Source organism: Streptomyces vilmorinianum (genome assembly GCF_005517195.1).
Classification (GTDB): Bacteria; Actinomycetota; Actinomycetes; order Streptomycetales; family Streptomycetaceae; genus Streptomyces; species Streptomyces vilmorinianum.
Map to the genome: position 1 here is coordinate 4,049,048 of NZ_CP040244.1, position 17,213 is coordinate 4,066,260.

14 protein-coding genes and 1 riboswitch are annotated in these 17,213 nt (G+C 72.9%); of the genes, 8 read left to right on the plus strand and 6 right to left on the minus strand.

The window, feature by feature from the left end; all coding sequences use genetic code 11:
• The first annotated feature begins 13 nt into the window (after window positions 1-13).
• The 4 genes from FDM97_RS19055 (at window position 14) to FDM97_RS19070 (ending at window position 3,617) form a co-directional block, all read left to right on the plus strand.
• Complete coding sequence (locus FDM97_RS19055; RefSeq protein WP_137991598.1) at window positions 14-616, plus strand: class I SAM-dependent methyltransferase; 603 nt, start codon at window positions 14-16, stop codon at window positions 614-616.
• A gap of 98 nt (window positions 617-714) precedes the next feature.
• Window positions 715-1,011, plus strand: coding sequence for a hypothetical protein (locus FDM97_RS19060; RefSeq protein ID WP_137994904.1), 297 nt, complete (start codon window positions 715-717; stop codon window positions 1,009-1,011).
• 141 nt (window positions 1,012-1,152) lie between these two features.
• Window positions 1,153-1,986, plus strand: a complete 834-nt coding sequence (locus tag FDM97_RS19065) for a hypothetical protein (RefSeq protein WP_137991599.1) — start codon at window positions 1,153-1,155, stop codon at window positions 1,984-1,986.
• 251 nt (window positions 1,987-2,237) lie between these two features.
• Window positions 2,238-3,617 (plus strand): tannase/feruloyl esterase family alpha/beta hydrolase, encoded by a 1,380-nt coding sequence (locus tag FDM97_RS19070; protein WP_137991600.1) that lies wholly within the window; start codon window positions 2,238-2,240, stop codon window positions 3,615-3,617.
• A 9-nt stretch (window positions 3,618-3,626) separates the two neighbouring features.
• Here the strand turns inward: FDM97_RS19070 and FDM97_RS19075 are convergent, their stop codons facing one another.
• From FDM97_RS19075 to FDM97_RS19085, 3 genes are all read right to left on the minus strand, one after another.
• A complete protein-coding gene (locus tag FDM97_RS19075) occupies window positions 3,627-4,172 on the minus strand; it encodes an MOSC domain-containing protein (RefSeq protein ID WP_137991601.1) in 546 nt (181 codons plus the stop codon).
• Window positions 4,173-4,249: 77 nt separating this feature from the next.
• Entirely contained in the window at window positions 4,250-4,432 is a 183-nt protein-coding gene (locus tag FDM97_RS19080) for a hypothetical protein (protein WP_137991602.1), read from the minus strand.
• Between the two features lie 14 nt (window positions 4,433-4,446).
• Window positions 4,447-5,544, minus strand: a complete 1,098-nt coding sequence (locus FDM97_RS19085; protein ID WP_137991603.1) for a fatty acid desaturase family protein — start codon at window positions 5,542-5,544, stop codon at window positions 4,447-4,449.
• A 261-nt stretch (window positions 5,545-5,805) separates the two neighbouring features.
• On the opposite strand from FDM97_RS19085, the gene FDM97_RS19090 reads away from it, so the two are divergent.
• Both FDM97_RS19090 and FDM97_RS19095 read left to right on the plus strand, forming a co-directional pair.
• A complete protein-coding gene (locus FDM97_RS19090) occupies window positions 5,806-8,769 on the plus strand; it encodes a DEAD/DEAH box helicase (RefSeq protein ID WP_432816230.1) in 2,964 nt (987 codons plus the stop codon).
• On the plus strand, window positions 8,766-10,079 hold the full coding sequence (locus FDM97_RS19095) for an SWIM zinc finger family protein (protein WP_137991605.1): 1,314 nt from the start codon (window positions 8,766-8,768) through the stop codon (window positions 10,077-10,079). Before FDM97_RS19090 ends, FDM97_RS19095 begins: the two co-directional genes overlap by 4 nt.
• Before the next feature lie 21 nt (window positions 10,080-10,100).
• On the opposite strand, the gene FDM97_RS19100 is transcribed toward FDM97_RS19095, so the two are convergent.
• Both FDM97_RS19100 and FDM97_RS19105 read right to left on the minus strand, forming a co-directional pair.
• Window positions 10,101-10,760: a hypothetical protein gene (locus tag FDM97_RS19100; RefSeq protein WP_137991606.1), complete on the minus strand. Its 660-nt coding sequence runs from the start codon at window positions 10,758-10,760 to the stop codon at window positions 10,101-10,103.
• A 121-nt stretch (window positions 10,761-10,881) separates the two neighbouring features.
• Window positions 10,882-11,736: a bifunctional 5,10-methylenetetrahydrofolate dehydrogenase/5,10-methenyltetrahydrofolate cyclohydrolase gene (locus FDM97_RS19105; protein WP_137991607.1), complete on the minus strand. Its 855-nt coding sequence runs from the start codon at window positions 11,734-11,736 to the stop codon at window positions 10,882-10,884.
• 29 nt (window positions 11,737-11,765) lie between these two features.
• Window positions 11,766-11,872: riboswitch (ZMP/ZTP riboswitch) on the minus strand.
• 92 nt (window positions 11,873-11,964) lie between these two features.
• Between FDM97_RS19105 and FDM97_RS19110 the strand changes: the two genes are divergently transcribed.
• On the plus strand, window positions 11,965-13,287 hold the full coding sequence (locus tag FDM97_RS19110; RefSeq protein ID WP_137991608.1) for a GAF domain-containing protein: 1,323 nt from the start codon (window positions 11,965-11,967) through the stop codon (window positions 13,285-13,287).
• Between the two features lie 45 nt (window positions 13,288-13,332).
• A complete protein-coding gene (gene exaC, locus FDM97_RS19115) occupies window positions 13,333-14,856 on the plus strand; it encodes an acetaldehyde dehydrogenase ExaC (protein ID WP_137991609.1) in 1,524 nt (507 codons plus the stop codon).
• Between the two features lie 456 nt (window positions 14,857-15,312).
• On the opposite strand, the gene FDM97_RS19120 is transcribed toward exaC, so the two are convergent.
• On the minus strand, window positions 15,313-17,106 hold the full coding sequence (locus FDM97_RS19120) for an RICIN domain-containing protein (protein WP_254705670.1): 1,794 nt from the start codon (window positions 17,104-17,106) through the stop codon (window positions 15,313-15,315).
• Window positions 17,107-17,213 lie beyond the last annotated feature (107 nt).

The window sequence follows — 17,213 nt, forward strand, 5'->3', positions numbered from 1 at the left end:
GCATCATGCACGCATGAGCGATGACCCCACCCATGTCCAGGAGTTCTTCGGTGCCCGCGCCGCCGGCTGGGACGCCCGTTTCCCCGACGACGGGCCCGCGTACGCCGCCGCCGTCGCCGAACTCGGGCTCCCGCGCGGTGGCGCCGTCCTCGACGCGGGCTGCGGCACCGGCCGCGCCCTGCCCCCGCTGCGCGCGGCCGTGGGCCCGACGGGGACCGTCATCGGTGCCGACCTGACCCCCGAGATGCTGGACGAGGCGGTACGGGCGGGGCGCGACGGGTCCGCGACGCTGCTCCTGACGGACGTCGCCCGGCTGCCGCTGCGCGACGGCGCGCTCGACGCGGTGTTCGGGGCCGGGCTCATCTCCCATCTGGCGGACCCGGCCGAGAACCTGCGCGAACTGGCCCGGGTCGTCCGCCACGGCGGACGGCTCGCCCTCTTCCACCCCATCGGCCGGGCGGCCCTCGCCGCCCGCCACGGACGGCGGATCACGGACGACGATCTGCGCGCCGAGCCCCACCTCCGCCCGCTTCTTTCCGCTTCCGGATGGCAGATGGTCAGTTACGTGGACGAGGACGACCGTTATCTGGTGCTCGCCGTTCGCCAGGATCAGTAAGCCCCCGGCCCGAGGCGCCCTTCTGTCCCGGTGCTTCCGTGTCTACCGTGGAGGTGCCGGGCAGCCGTGTCCGGGAAAGGCGGCAGGCCATGGCCCGCATGCGAGCGATACTGCGCACCCTCCTGCCGGCCGCGCGACGGGCGCCGGACGAGCCACGGAGGACTCCCCGGGCGCGACGGCAGCACAACCTCTTCGAGGCCGCGGCGACCTACGTGACCGGATGCGTGGAGGACGATCAGGAGCGGATCGACGAGGCCGCCGGCTGGGTGTCGCCCGAGGCCCTCTCCTTCGGCGTCAACGAGCTCGCCTGCCGGGCCGTGATCGCGCTCGCCCGCGAACGCGACGAGTCGCCCGAGACCGTGGCCCGCTCGCTCCTGGGGCTGCCCGAGGCCTGAGGCGTACGAAACGGGCTGTACGAAACGGGCTGTACGGAACGAGCCGTACGGAACGGGCCGCGCCAGTTTCCCCTCGGAGACTCTCGACGTGCGGGTTACCCACTGGTTAAGGTGCGCCGACGACCAGATGGGGAGGCTGCCGTGGGTGGGACGGACCTGACCGCCGACGACGACGCACTGTACGTGCTGACCGCGGTGCTGATGACGCCCGCGCGGTTCCCGAGCGTGCTGGGCGACGACTATCCGGCGGCGTGCGACGCGCTGGGGCTCGAACCGTACGACCAGGGGTACGGGCTCGTCCTCGGCCAGGACGGCGAGGGCGCCCGGTGGACGGTGATCGTCGACGACGTGTCGCTGGTCGCGGTGGCCATCGCCTCCTGGGACTGCGGGATGGAGTACGACCTCTCCCCCGACGAGCGCTCGGTCGTGGCCGCGCTCCCGGGCTGGCCGCTCGCCGTGGCCACGGCCGCGCCCGGCCTCCCCGCGCCGCACGACCCGGAGCCGGAGGAGGGCGACCGCGCCCCCTTGGCCCCGCCGTCGGCCGATGCCTGGGGCCCGGCACAGCGCAGGCTCGGCGCCGACGAGGTGGCGCTGCAGTGGGCGGCCTGGCGGGCACAGATGGACGAGGACGCGAGCGGCGACGCGGGAGCCGAGGGCGATCCCGCCCCGGGGGGCGCGGCCGACAGTGCCGAGCGCCCCCGTGACCCGTACGACGGCGTCCGTCGCGCCCTCGACGAGCTGCGGGGCTATCTGAAGGACGCGCCGCCGGTGGGCCGGGTGCGGTCGAGCTTCGCGGCCGGTGACGCGCGGATGCTCCGGGCCGACGGGCCCGGCTGGTCCCTGGTCGCGCGGACCGACGACATGGCGTTCGTGCTCCTGGACGACGAGCCCCGCGAAGTGCTCCCGGTGGCGCGCGGTCCCAGGCTGCCGGCCCTCCTGGAGGCCCTGGACGCGATGGCGGTACGGCCCTCCTGAGCGCCGGCTGAGCCGCAGGCCGCCACGGGCCTCCCGCCGCCCGCCTCCTACCGCCCGCCTCCTACCGCCTGCCTCCCGCCCCCTGCCGCCCCCTGCCGCCTCCTGCCCCGACAGGCCGGGCACCACATGGGCTCCGGCCCCGAGGTGTGGTCCGGGACCATGGCCGCGCGGGAAGGGTCGACCGCACGATGTGGCGGCGCACCGCACATACGGCGGCGCCCCCCGTCCCGTCGTCCCACCGGAGGCCGTCCATGCGCCTGATCCGAGGCGTTCCGCTGCTCGCCGTGCTCCTGACCGGGCTGACCGTCGTCGGTCCCGCCGCGCCCGCCGGGGCCGAGCCCGGTCCCCCGGCCGACTGCGCGGGCCGGCACCGGATCCATGTCCCCGGCGCCGAGCACCAGGAGACCGTCTGTCTCGGCGATCTCACGACCGCGGGCCTGGCGGGCACGCCGTACACCGACATGGCCGACCAGGCCGGGCTCGCGGCGAAGGGCACCACGAACCCCTCCGGCGTCCCCGGCATCCAGATCGACGGCTACTTCCCCGACGACTCCCGCCTCAACGCCACGCACGGCTGGGCCCACGACGCCCAGTTCGTGATCCGGCTCCCCGAGAAGTGGAACGGCGGCCTGGTCGTCACGGGCGCGCCCGGCACCCGGCGCCAGTACTCCACCGACGCGCTCATCTCGGACCATGTCCTGGCCCAGGGCTTCGCCTACGCCGCCACCGACAAGGGCAACACCGGGCCGGACTTCTTCACCGACGGGCGCGAGCCGGGCGACGCGGTCGCCGAGTGGAACCACCGGGTGACCGAACTGACGAAGGCCGCCAAGAAGGCCGTACGGCAGCGCTACGGCCGGGCGCCGCAGCGCACGTACATGACGGGCATCTCCAACGCCGGCTATCTGACCCGCTGGCAGCTGGAGAACCGTCCCGAGCTGTACGACGGAGGGGTCGACTGGGAGGGCGTCCTGTGGACCACCCACGGTCCGAACCTGCTCACCAGTCTGCCGGTCACCGTCGCCCGCTCCCTGGGCCGGGCGTCCGACGAGGACCTGATCGACGCCGGTTTCGCGCCGGGATCACGCTTCCTGTGGCCGTACCACGAGAAGGCGTACTGGGGGCTGACGCAGAAGATCTTCCGCGCCGAGTTCGACCCGACGTACGACCCTCGGTGCCCGGGTGCCACGGCCGGTTCGTCGCTCGAACGGATCCTGGCGCCGTGCGCGTCCGACGCCTCGTACGACTACGCCTCCCGTCCCGCGTCCGTGCACCGGGCGGTCGCCCGGGTCGCGCTGACCGGCCGGATCGGCAAGCCGCTGATCACGCTCCACGGCGACCTGGACACGCTGCTGCCGATCGCGACCGACTCCGACGTGTACGCGCGGATGATCGACGCGCGGGGCCGCGGCGGGCTGCACCGGTACTACACGGTCCAGGACGGCACCCACACCGACGGTCTGTACGACACCTACCCGGACCGGCTGCGGCCGATCCTGCCCTGCTACCGCTCGGCGTTCGCGGCGCTCACGGAGTGGGTGGAGGCGGGCACGGCTCCGCCCGCGGACCGTACGCTCGCACGGCCTGCGGGCGGTGACGTGGTCAACTCCTGCGCGCTGAAGACCCCGTAGGGCCGGGGCTCAGACCATCTCCAGGGGGCGGTGCGGCTCGGCCGGCAGCTCGACCCGTATGGGGTCGCCGGGCCGCACCTCGCCGCCCGTCAGCACGACGCTCATGATCCCGGCCTTGCGGACGATCTGCCCGTTCTCGTCGCGACCGAGGACCTGCTTGAGCAGTCCGTGCTGGTACGTGTCGATCTGCGCGCAGGGGTTGCGCAGGCCGGTGACCTCGACGACGGCCTCGGCGCCGAGGTGCAGCCGGGTGCCGGTCGGCAGGCCGAGGAGGTCGATGCCCCGGGTGGTGACGTTCTCGCCGAGGTCGCCGGGGGCGACCTCGAAGCCGGACCCGGCGACCTCGTCGAAGAGCTCCGCGTGGATCAGGTGCACCTGGCGCAGGTTGGGCACGGTGGGGTCCTTGGCCACGCGGGAGCGGTGCTTGACCGTCACTCCGCAGTGCACGTCACCCTCCACCCCGAGGCCGGCGAGCAGCGTGATGCTGTCCCGGTTCGGCTTGGTGAACGAGTAGACGCCGTTGCTGCTGACCGTCGTGACGGTAGCGCTGCTCATGGGTGGAGCTCCCCTTCTCCGATCCGATGATCACATGCCGGTGATCACCTCCGAGCGTACGCCAGACGATCACCGGGTCAGCGGTGGAGCTCCTTGCGGGAGATCCGGCGCAGCCGGCGCCGCTGGCTCGGGTCCAGGGCCAGGTAGGCGACGGCGGGTACGCCGATCACCACCAGCAGGGACATCCAGAATCCGATGAGGGGCATCAGGAGCAGGCCGACGGCCACGCCCCCGATCACGATCTTCGTCCTCGTCGACATGCGACGCCTCCTTGTCACGCTGCCGAGCGCAGCGGCTCGCCGACCTCGTGCAGATGTCCGAGCGCCTGTCGGTAGGACTCGACGAAACCGGTCTCTGTGTAGGGGATACCCACGGTACGGCAGTGCGCACGCACGGCGGGCTGGGCGAGTCGAAGATGGGGCCTGGGCATGCTCGGGAAGAGGTGGTGCTCGATCTGGTAGTTCAGTCCGCCCAGGAACCAGTCGGTCAGGACCCCGCCCCGGATGTTGCGCGAGGTGAGCACCTGGCGGCGCAGGTGGCCCCAGCTGTCGCCGTCCGGGTGGGCGTCGGGCATCTCCATGCCCTTGTGGTTGGGGGCGAAGGCCATGCCCAGGTGCAGCCCGAGGAGCATCTGGTGGATCATGGCGAAGAGCAGGGCCTGGCCGACGGTGAGGGTGGTGAGCAGCAGGGCCGCGTAGCCGGCGACATGGGCGAGGAGGAGGGCTCCCTCGACGAGCCGCTCGCGCCGGGTCCGGAAGGGACCGTTCTTGGAGAACAGGGCCTGGAATCCGTAGACCTTGAGCGCGATGCCCTCCAGCGTGGTCAGCGGGAAGAACAGCCAGGCCTGGTGGCGGGTGAGCCAGCCACGGAAGCCGGCGAGGCCGGTGGTCTGGTGCGCGGCGAAGACGAGGACGTCGGCCGCGACGTCCGGGTCCTTGTCGAGGTGGTTGGGGTTGGCGTGGTGGCGGTTGTGCTTGTCGTTCCACCACTCCTGGCTCATGCCGAGCAGGAGGTTGGCGTGGACGAGCTGGATGGTCCGGTTCAGCCTGCGGTCCGCGCCGATCTGCGCGTGGCCGGCGTCGTGTCCGACGAACGCGACGCGGGCCGAGAGCAGGGCGAGCGGGACGGCGAGGAGCAGGGCCCACCAGGACGGGCCGAGCAGGACGAGCCCCGCGGCGACGGCGGCGAGGCCGAGGAGGTTGACGGCCATGCCGCGCGCGTACCAGCCGGTCCTGCGTTCGAGCAGCCCCTGTTCCTTGATCGTGCGCAGCAGGGGTGCGAACTCACTGCCGCCGCCCCTTCTGCTGTCGCCGCCCCTCCTGGGGGCAGGGGCCCGATCGGGCGCCGTGAGCGTTGCGGTGGCCTGGGGCATGGCGGTCTCCGGTGTCCGTCGGGCGGGGGCCTGAGCGGGGCCGCCCGGCTCCTTCGAACGTACGGACCGGTGATGCTCCGCAGCCATGGCGTCACCCCCCGAGATCCCGGGGGGATTCCCCGGGGGCGGGGGTGGGGCTGGCTCCACCCTCCGGGTTCACGGAGCATGGAACGTGAGCCAGATCACCTCGTTTCCGCTCCCGGGTGTGCGATCGGTTCGAGTACCCTCGGCCGCTTGGCCCAGTAGTCAAATTTGAGGAATGTGTTGTCGCCGTCCCAGAGACTCGATGAACTCGCCCGCTGCTCCGCCGTTTTCCTGCCCGCGGATCCGCCCCGCGCCGGCCGGATCGCCTTCTGGTCCCCGGACGGGACCGCCCCGTCGTCCGTGCCGTCGTCCGTGCCGTCGTCCGGGCCCTCCTCCGCCCCGTCGTCCGGGCCCTCGTCCGTGCCGTCAGCCGTGCCGTCGGCCACCGACGAGCTGACCGTGGTGGCCGACGACGTCCGTCCGCACACCGTTCCCGCGCTCCTGCTTCCCGTACGGGAGGCCCTTCCGCTCCTCACCCGCGCCCGGTTCTCCGACGGGGCCTCGCCCGCGGCGGCCTTCTGGGGCGCCGCCTCCCTCCTCGCGCTGCATCTGGCGGCCAAGGGGCTGTTCCTGCCCGGCCTCACCCCCACCGACCGGGACGCGTGGCGGGCCGGGCCGCTGGGCCCCGAGGAGCTGGCGGAGCTCCGGGCGCTCGCCGCCGCGATGCCGCCCGCCGCCCATGCCGTACCGCTGCCCGGGACCGGCCCGCTGCTGCTTCCGGAGCCCGAGGGGCTGCTGCGCGCCTTCGTGGACGCGGTCGTGGACGGACTGCCGCGCACCCCGGCCGCGCCGCTCGCCGCGGGCGGGCCCGCCTTCGCGGCCGACGAACCGCAGGAGCTGTCCGCCCAGCGGGCGTGGGCCGCGGACGTGGCGGCCGGCCACGACGCGGGCGTACGTCTCTCGCTGCGCCTCGAACTGCCCGGGCTCGGCGAGCGGGAGGCTCCGGCGTTCCGGGCCGTGCTGCAGATGCACAGCGTCGCCGACCCGGCGCTGGTCGCGGACGCGGCGGAGGTCTGGGCCGGATCGGGCCCGGCCGGCGGGGCGTTCGGGCCCCGGGCCCGGATGGACGCGCTGCTCGCGCTCCGTCGCGCCGCCCGCGCCTGGGCGCCGCTGGCCCCGCTGCTCTCGGCGGCGGTCCCGGACGCCGTGGAGCTCGCCGACGAGGAGGTCACGGACCTGCTCGGCCCGGCGGCACGCGCGCTGGCCGCGACAGGCGTCCAGATCCACTGGCCGCGCGACCTGGCCCAACGGCTGACGGCCCGTGCGGTGATCGGACCGCCGGACGGCGGAGCCGACACGGGTGGCACCGACCCCGCCGATCCGTACTCCTCGGACCCGGAGCACGACGGGGAGGCCGCCGGGCGACGCTCCTCCGCGCTGCCCTCGTTCCTCTCCGCCGACGCCCTCCTCGCCTTCAACTGGCGTTTCGCCATCGGCGACCAGGAGCTCACCCGCGCCGAACTGGACCAGCTGGCCGAGGCCGGCCGGCCGGTGGTCCGGCTGCGCGACCAGTGGGTGCTGGTCGACCCGGCCGAGGTGCGCCGCGCCCGCGCGTCGCACGACCGCAAGGTGACCCCCGTCGACGCGCTCGGCGCCGTACTCACGGGCACGGCCGAGGTCGACGGCCTGCGGGTCGAGGTCCAGGCGACCGGCTGGCTGGAGCAGTTGCGCACCCGCCTCGCCGACCCCGAGGGCGGTCCGCAGGAGGTCGCCCAGCCCGCCGGGCTCGCCGCGACGCTCCGCGACTACCAGCTGCGCGGCCTCAACTGGCTGCACCGGATGACCTCCCTCGGCCTCGGCGGCTGTCTCGCCGACGACATGGGTCTCGGCAAGACGATCACGCTCATCGCGCTCCATCTGCACCGGCGGAGCGATCCCTCCGCCGCGGGCCCCACCCTCGTCGTCTGCCCGACCTCCCTGATGGGCAACTGGCAGCGGGAGATCGAGAAGTTCGCGCCGGGCACGCCCGTGCGCCGCTTCCACGGCCCTTCCCGCACCCTGGAGGGCCTGGCCGACGGCGAGTTCGTCCTCACCACGTACGGCACCATGCGCCTGGACACCGGCCAACTGGCCGGACAGGCCTGGGGCATGGTCGTCGCGGACGAGGCGCAGCACGTCAAGAACCCGTACTCCGCGACCGCCAAGCAGCTGCGCACCATCGGCGCGAAGGCGCGCGTCGCCCTGTCCGGCACCCCCGTCGAGAACAACCTCTCCGAGCTCTGGGCCATCCTCGACTGGACCACCCCCGGCCTCCTCGGCCGGCTCGGCACCTTCCGCTCACGCTACGCCGCCGCCGTCGAGGGCGGCGAGGACCCCGCGGCGGCCGAGCGGCTGTCCGCGCTGGTCCGCCCGTTCCTGCTCCGCCGGCGCAAGTCGGACCCGGGCATCGCGCCCGAGCTGCCGCCGAAGACCGAGACCGACCTGGCCGTCACCCTGACGAAGGAACAGGCGGGGCTGTACGAAGCGGTGGTGCGCGAGACGCTCGCGGCGATCGCCGAGGCCGACGGCATGGAGCGGCGCGGTCTGGTCGTGAAGCTGCTGACGGGGCTCAAGCAGATCTGCAACCACCCCGCGCAGTACCTGAAGGAGGAGCGGCCCCGGATCGACGGCCGCTCGGGCAAGCTGGAGCTGCTCGACGAACTTCTCGACACGATCCTCGCCGAGGACGCGAGCGTGCTGGTCTTCACCCAGTACGTGCAGATGGCACGGCTGCTCGAAGCGCATCTGGCGGCCCGGGGCGTGCGCACGCAGTTCCTGCACGGGGGCACGCCCGTCGCCGAACGCGAGGCGATGGTCACCCGCTTCCAGGAGGGCGAGGTGCCCGTCTTCCTGCTGTCGCTGAAGGCCGCGGGCACCGGGCTCAACCTGACCCGGGCAGGACACGTCGTGCACTACGACCGCTGGTGGAACCCGGCCGTGGAGGCCCAGGCCACCGACCGCGCGTACCGGATCGGACAGACCCAGCCGGTGCAGGTCCACCGGCTGATCGCCGAGGGCACGATCGAGGACCGGATCGCCGACATGCTGCTGCGCAAGCGGGAGCTGGCCGACTCCGTGCTCGGCGCGGGCGAGGCGGCGCTGACCGAACTGACGGATGCCGAACTGGCGGACCTGGTCCAGCTGCGAGGGGACGGACGATGAGCGCGTACGCGAGCGAGTACGGACACGACACCACGCACGACGACGACGAGCGGACGTTCGCGGCCCTGCCGCCGGCCCGCGGTTCGGCCTTCGCCCGGACCTGGTGGGGCCAGGCGTGGCTCAAGGCCCTGGAGGACACAGCCCTCGACGGCGAGCAGCTGAAGAAGGGACGGCGGCACGCCCGCCAGGGCGCGGTGGGCGCGGTCTCGGTGCGGCCGGGCAGGATCACGGCGGTCGTCAAGGACCCTGACGGCTCCTCGTACCGCAGCGATGTGCTCCTGCAGGAGCTGTCGGAGAACGAGTGGGACCGGCTGCTCGACCTTGCGGTGGAGAGCGCGGGGCACATCGCGGCCCTGCTCGACCACGAGATGCCGCCGCACCTGGTGGAGGACGCGGCGGCGGCCGGGCTCGAACTGCTGCCGGGCATCGGCGATCTGGACCCCGAGTGCGGGTGCGAGGCGTGGGACCACTGCCCGCACACGGCGGCGCTCTGCTATCAGGTGGCGCGGCTGCTCGACGAGGATCCGTTCGTGCTGCTGCTGATGCGGGGGCGCGGCGAGCGGGCGCTCCTGGACGAGCTGCAGGAGCGCAGCGCGGCCCGGGCGGCTCCGGACGCCGCGGCGGACTCCGGTACCGGGGAGGCCCGGGTGGAGGGAGTGCCGGCCGAGGAGGCGTTCGCCGCGCGGGACATCCTGCCCGCGCTGCCGGCTGTCCCGGTGCTCCCCGCCGCCCCGGGCGAGCCGCCGTCCCTGGACACCGAGACCGATCCGGCGCCGGGCCTGGACCCGGCGGCGCTGGAGTTCCTCGCGGCGGACGCGGCCGCGCGGGCGCACCGGCTGCTGGCCGAGGCGCTCGCGTCGGGGCACGAGCGGGCCTGGGCGGAGCCGTCCCTGACGGTCGGCCAGGACGCGGTGCGGCTGGCCGCGGGGTCTCCCCCGTCGGGGATCGCCTCCCGGCTCGCCACCGGGTCGGGGCGCCGGGCGGCGGAGCTGGACCTGGCCACGCGCGCGTGGCGGTTCGGGGGCGCCGCCGCCCTGTCCGTACTGGAGACGGAGTGGACGCCGGGCCCCGAGGCGCTCGCACGGGCGAAGGCGCAGCTCACCGAGGCCTGGGAGGACGCCGACCGGCCTGTGCTGCGGCCGGCCGGGGCCGCGCGCTGGACGGTCGTCGGCGCGGAGGCACAGCTGCGGCTCGGCGAGGACGGCCGCTGGTGGCCCTACCGCAAGGAACGCGGCCACTGGGTCCCGGCCGGGCCGGCGGACCAGGACCCGGCCGCCGCGCTCGCGGGCCTGTCGGCGGGCGAAGGCTGAGCGGTCGGGGGCCGGACGGGGTCACTGGAGCGGGGCGGTGAGCCTGCCCGCCGTGCCGTCCGGAGCGGTGTGCTGGGCGTACGGGATGAGACTGCAGGTCACGGTGTCGGAGCCGAGCAGGTAGCCCGTGCGGTACGGGTACTGGACGAAGGTCGTCCAGCGTGTGCCGTGCGGCTGCTCGGCGGCCTTGCGGTGCAGCGGCTCGCGGCACAGCGCGGCCGCCGCGTCCCGTACCTCCTGATCGGTGCGGTGGTCGCCGGTCAGCCGGACCACGGCGACGACCTGGGCGTCGTGCGGCCGGTGGCAGGCGCGCCGTACGACGGTTCCGGGCGCACGCCGGTCGACGTCGAAGCACTCCCCCGCGGCGAGCTCCTGGTAGGGCACGGCCGCGGCCGGAACGGACGTGGCGGGTACAGAAGTGGCGGGTGCGGACGTCGAGGGCGCCGACGGGGCCGTGCCGGAGGTGGTGGGCCGCGCCGTGATCCCGCCCTGCGGCGCGAGCTTCTCGCCTCCGGCCGGCGCGACCTCGACGCTCACTCCGGCCCGGCCGGGCTTCGCCCCCTCCCAGAGCCGGCCCCCGTCCCCATACAGGCTCGCGACCACGACGACCGCCACGAGGACGAGCAGCGGCACGAGGAAGTACCGGAGGGACGACGACAGTTCGCCGGAGAGCGGGGACATGATGCTCAGGGTCACCCGGGAACGCCCGATTCCCCTGGTTCGCAGGCGACTTGAAGCACGGCCCGTACAGAACTGTGACAAAGTCATGTCCTCCACGGGCCGTTCGCCGCCCCTGACTGTGCTAGAGACCGAGCTGGCGCTCCGCCCCCTCGACGGTCTGCGCGAGGAGTACGGCGATGGTCATCGGGCCGACTCCGCCGGGTACGGGGGTGATCAGGGACGCCCGTTCGGCGGCCGTCTCGAAGTCGACGTCGCCGATGTTGCCGGGGTTGTATCCGGCGTCGATCACGACCGCGCCCGGCTTGATGTCCTCGCCCTTGATGAAGCGGGGCCGGCCCACGGCCGCCACGAGGATGTCGGCCTCGCGGACGATGGACGAGAGCTCGGTGGTACGCGAGTGGCAGTACGTGACGGTGGCGTCGCGGCCGAGCAGCAGCAGACCGGCCGGCTTGCCGAGGATCGCGGAGCGGCCGACGACGACGGCCCGCTTGCCGCTCAGCTGGACGTCGTACGCGTCGAGCAGGCGCATGATGCCGCCGGGCGTGCAGGAGACGAAGCCGGGCAGGCCGAAGCCCATGGCCGCGAAGGAGGCCATGGTGACGCCGTCCACGTCCTTCTCCGGGGCGATCGCCTCGAAGGCGGCGCGCTCGTCGATGTGCGGTCCGACGGGGTGCTGCAGCAGGATGCCGTGGACCTCGGGGTCCTGGGAGAGCGCGGTGATCGCGGCGACGAGTTCCTCGGTCGTGGTGCTCGCGGGCAGCTCGACGTGCCTGGAGCGGATTCCGGCCTTCGCGCAGCGGTTCTGCTTCATCTTCACGTACGTGACGGAGGCCGGGTCCTCGCCGACGAGCACGGTGGCGAGACAGGGCGTGACGCCGGTGCGGCGGGTGATCTCGGCGGCACGGGCGGCGGTCTCCTCGACCGTGCGGCGGGCGAGCGCGGTGCCGTCCATGAGGGAGGCGGTGCTGGTGGACATGGGCCACTCCTGGGCGTCGTCGATGACAGGGTGATCGCCCAGGCGCACGGCAGCGACGGTCCCGCGCGCGTGCGCGGAGTCCGCCGGGCCGCTCCCCGGTGGTGATCCACCTCAAGCGCCAGTCACGGCCCGGGCCCCACTCTACGTGAGCACCTGGGGGCGGTGTCCGGACAGGGTGCATATGCCGCGGTGTCCGGACGCTTGTCGGCGGCTCCCACGCGCACCACGATGACCCCGAACGGGACGGACGACCTCGTCGGGGAGGCCGAGTTGAGCGACGGTTGGGCGGAAGCGGAACCGGATCCCCGGGCACTGCGCCGGGCGCACGAGGCGTTCACCAGCGGCGGACAGGTGCACCTTCCCCCGGTGCGGCCGCTGGTCGCCGACTCGTGGCGGCGCTCGGCGCGGGCCCGGGTCAGCCCGGACGGAGCGGCCTGTGTGGAGCTCGCCGACGAGGAGCTCGCCGGGCACCGTGAGGAGCATCCTCTGTCGGCCGCGATGCCGGTGATCCGGGAGCTGATGGGCGCGTACGCGACGGACGGCGAGCACCTTCTCGCGGTCTGCGACGCGGCGGGGCGGATGCTGTGGGTGGAGGGCCATCCGGGGACTCTGCGGCGGGCGCGGGCGATGAACTTCGTCGCCGGCGCCCGGTGGTCGGAGTCGGTGGCCGGGACCAACGCGCCCGGGACCGCGATCGCCGTGGACCGTCCGGTGCAGGTCTTCAGCGCCGAGCACTTCCAGCGGCCGGTGCAGGCGTGGACCTGTGCCGCCGCTCCCGTACACGATCCGCACAGCGGGCGGCTGCTCGGCGCGGTCGACATCACGGGTGGGGACCGCCTGGCCCATCCGCACAGTCTGGCGTTCGTGCAGGCGGTGGCGCGGGCGGCCGAGTCGCAGCTGGCCCTGCTCGCGCCCGCGCCGGCCGCGGACCGGGTACGGCTGGCGGCGCTGGGCCGCGACGAGGCGCTGCTGACCGTGGCCGGGCGCGGCGTGCGGCTGAGCCGGCGGCACAGCGAGATCCTGGTCGTCCTCGCCCATCGCCCCGAGGGGGTGAGCGGCGACGAACTCCTGACGCTCCTGTACGAGGACGAGTCGGTCACCCCGGTGACGCTGCGGGCCGAGCTGTCCCGGCTGCGCGGGCTGCTGGGTGCGGAGCTGCTGCGCTCGCGCCCGTACCGACTCGCCGCGGCGGTGGACGCGGACTTCGCGGCGGTGGACCGGCGGCTCGGTTCGGGCGCGCTGTCGGCGGCCATGGGCGCGTACGCGGGTCCGTTGCTGCCCGGCTCCCGCGCGCCGGGGGTCGTACGGCTGCGGGAGCGGCTCGCGGACCGGCTGCGGGCGGCGCTGGTGGACCGGGGCGATCCGGCGCTCCTCGCGGACTGGACGTACAGCGCGTGGGGCGAGGACGACGTGGAGATGTGGCGGGCGCTGTCGGAGGTGGTGCCGGCTTCCGGGCTGGCCCCCGTGCTGGCCCGGTTGCAGGCCCTGGACGCGGAACTGTCGGCGGGCGCAACGGGGTTGCAACGTCCCGCTTCCCACACTCGGCGGTGAGCGCCGGCCAGGGACGGTCGGCGCGGTCCGAGGGAGGCCATCTTCATGACCCGTTACGCCGCACCCGGTACCGAGGGCGCACTGATGTCGTACCAGGCCCGCTACGACCACTGGATCGGCGGTGAGTACGTCGCCCCGGCCCGGGGCGGGTACTTCGAGAACCCGAGCCCCATCGACGGCCGTCCCTTCACCGAGGTGGCCCGCGGCACCGCGGAGGACGTGGAGCGGGCTCTCGACGCGGCGCATGCCGCCGCCCCCGCCTGGGGCCGTACGGCGCCCGCCGAGCGCGCCGGGGTGCTGCTCCGGATCGCGGCCCGGATGGAGGAGCATCTGGAGGAGCTGGCGGTCGCGGAGAGCTGGGAGAACGGCAAGCCGGTCCGCGAGACCCTGGCCGCCGACATCCCGCTCGCCATCGACCACTTCCGCTACTTCGCGGGGGCGCTGCGCGGCCAGGAGGGCGCGCTGAGCGAGATCGACGACGACACCGTGGCGTACCACTTCCACGAGCCGCTGGGCGTGGTCGCACAGATCATCCCGTGGAACTTCCCGATCCTGATGGCGGTCTGGAAGCTGGCCCCGGCGCTCGCCGCGGGCAACGCGGTGGTCCTCAAGCCGGCCGAACAGACCCCGGCGTCCGTGCACTTCTGGATGAGCCTGATCACCGACCTGCTGCCGCCGGGCGTGGTGAACATCGTCAACGGCTTCGGCGCCGAGGCGGGCAAGCCCCTGGCCTCTTCCCCACGCGTCGCGAAGATCGCCTTCACCGGCGAGACGACGACGGGCCGGCTGATCATGCAGTACGCCTCCGAGAACATCAAGCCGGTCACGCTGGAGCTCGGCGGCAAGTCGCCGAACATCTTCTTCGACGACGTGTGGGCGGCGGACGACGACTTCCGCGACAAGGCGCTGGAGGGCTTCACCATGTTCGCCCTCAACCAGGGCGAGGTCTGCACGTGCCCGTCCAGGGCCCTGATCCAGCGCGGCCACTACAACGAGTTCCTGGAGGCGGCGGTCGCCCGCACGGAACGGATCGTCCCGGGCCACCCCCTGGACACCTCCACGATGATCGGCGCCCAGGCCTCCAACGACCAGCTCCAGAAGATCCTTTCGTACCTGGACATCGGCCAGCAGGAGGGCGCCAAGATCCTGACGGGTGGTCAGCGCATCGAGTACGACGGCGAGCTGGCGGGCGGCTACTACGTCCAGCCGACGATCTTCGAGGGCGACAACCGCATGCGGATCTTCCAGGAGGAGATCTTCGGCCCGGTGGTCGCGGTCACCTCCTTCACGGACTTCGACGACGCGATCCGCACGGCCAACGACACGCTCTACGGCCTCGGCGCGGGCGTCTGGACCCGCGACGGCAACACGGCCTACCGCGCGGGCCGCGCGATCCAGGCGGGCCGCGTCTGGACGAACTGCTACCACGCGTACCCGGCGCACGCGGCGTTCGGCGGCTACAAGCAGTCGGGCATCGGCCGCGAGACCCACAAGATGATGCTGGACCACTACCAGCAGACGAAGAATCTGCTGGTGAGCTACTCCCCGAAGAAGCTCGGCTTCTTCTGAGCCTCTTCGGCGAGGCGCCCAGGGGCACTGCGTGAGATGGCGAGACGCGAGCCCGAAGCTTCGGGGTTCTGCCGGGGCCGCGCTCACCTCATGCGGTTCACCGGCCGAGTACGTCCCGCCGTGCGGTTGTCCGCGCGGCAAGCCACCGAACCCTGCCAACGGTTGTGCCGTCGCGATCGCCATCGTGCAGACGAGTACCAATGGACTCCTGCATGTGGGCGGGCCCCGTGGGCGCGCACGACTCCGCTGGTGACAAAGGCAGTACCACTGCAATCGTCGGCAGCGGCCGACACCTGCCGCTGCCGGTGAGGCTCGCTGCATGTCAGACAAAGATCCGGACCATTTCCGGACCAGGATGCCAGGGAGAGGGTGCCGCTTCGTCCGGCGTGTCAGTACGGCCGGCCCAGGTGAGGGCTCCCAGCCGTGCTGGGAGCCCCCCGTGCTCAAGGGACAGGTTCAGGCCAGGCCCTGGAGGCGCCAGATCTGGTTCTTCTTCCAGGTCAGATCGGTCGCCGGGTCGCAGGTCCACTGGTGGATCCTCGCGCCGGGGTCGGTCGAGATCCCGCTGACGTCCACGCACTTGCCGCTGTGCACCGCGACCAGCTGGTAGTCCTTGCTGTTGCCGAGCGCGCTGACCGGTTTGATGGTGAACATCTGGTTCGTGGTACCGCCGCAGGTCCACTGGATGGCGGCGGCACCGTCGGCCGTGGAAGCGCCCGAGACGTCCAGGCACTTGCCGCTGTACTCGTTCACGATGGTGTACGTGTTCGCCCGGCCGGCGACCGGCTTGAGATCGAGCATCTGCTGGTATCCGCCCTCGCAGTGGTACTGCTGGTACTGCGTGGCGTCGTCGGTGCTGAGGTTGGTGTCGTCCAGGCACTGACCGCTGTGCTGTACCACCGCGACCGTGGAGACGGTGGTGTTCGACGGGGGCAGCAGCGTGACGGTGTAGCCGTCCGCGGCATCCGTCCACGGAACGGTCACCGAAGCCGAGTTACCGCTGACGGTCAGCGTCCGGTCGGAGACCGTCACCGGCCCCGTCACCGCGCCGCCGCCGTTGTTCGGTATGCGCTGGACGATCGCGCGCACCTGGCCGTTCTCCACCACCGACGTGGTGTCGAGACGGTTGAGGTTGACGGTGACATTGCCGGTGTTGCCGTTGCTGCCCAGCAGGATCTTGGCGTTGCGCGCGGAGTTGTCCTTCGTCGCCACCCCGTCGGTGTTCGTACCGGGCGTGAGGTTCACGATGTTGCCGGTCTGCGAGCCGTAGTACCGGTACAGGAACCACTCGCCCAGGGGCAGATACTGGCCGCCGGTCTTGGTGAGCAGGTTCGCCGCGAAGTCGTGCAGGTTGGCGCCCCACGCCCAGTTGGCGCGCATGCCGTCCGCCCCGGCGCGCTCCAGACGGGAGATGTACCAGCCGCCGCGGCCGGGGTTCTGCTCGGTGTTGGCGGCGTACTCGTTCACCTGGAACGGACGGCTCGTGGTCATCGACCGTGCCGCCAGCTTGGAGTTGACGGCGTTGGCGTCGGCGACCGGGTCACCCGGCAGGTCGTGCCAGCTGTAGATGTCGGGTTGGACGTTGTTGGCCTTCACGTAGTCCAGGTACGTGTTCCACCAGGGGCCGCCCCAGTCCGCGGAGGGCTTGCCGGCCGTGCTGGCACCGACGATGACGGCACCCGGGAAGGCGGCCCGGATCCGCTGGTAGGCCCGCTTCCACATCTCCAGGTACTGGGCCTGCGGCCGGTCCCAGAAAGAGGAGTAGTCGGGCTCGTTCCAGATGTCCCACTGGATGTCGGTCATGCCGGCCGCCTTCGCGTCGGCGAGCAGCCGGTCGTAGAAGGCGTCGAAGCGGGACCAGTCGCCGTTGTCACCGGGGAAAGTGGGCGAGGTGGTCCCGTCGGCGCCCCACAAGTCGTGCGGCAGGATGACGAAGGTGCCGCCCAGCGCCTTGGTGCTCTTGTACTGGGCGAGGGTGGAGTTCCACCGGCGGTCGTACTTGCCGGCGACCCAGCCTCCCGGGCTGTCCAGCTGGGCGCCGCCGGCGCGCATGAACTTCCACTTGATGTCCTTGTAGAAGTGTGCCTGGGGCAGCGAGCCGTCCTCGGACATCCCGTAGATGGTGCCAGAGGCACGGTACGTAGGCGCGCCCCCGGTGGCGGAGAAGTCGACGGTGACGGTGGTGTCCGCGGCCTGTGACGAGGCGGCGGGCACCAGGGTCGCGGCCAGGGCGGCCAGGAGGACGGCCACGGACGCGAGGGCTCTGCGTCGGGCGGGGGTTGCGGCTCCTGAGAATGTGGTGAGCGGCTTCATAGTGCGGCTCCTGGGGTGGACGGAGAAGGAGAACCGGGGCCCGA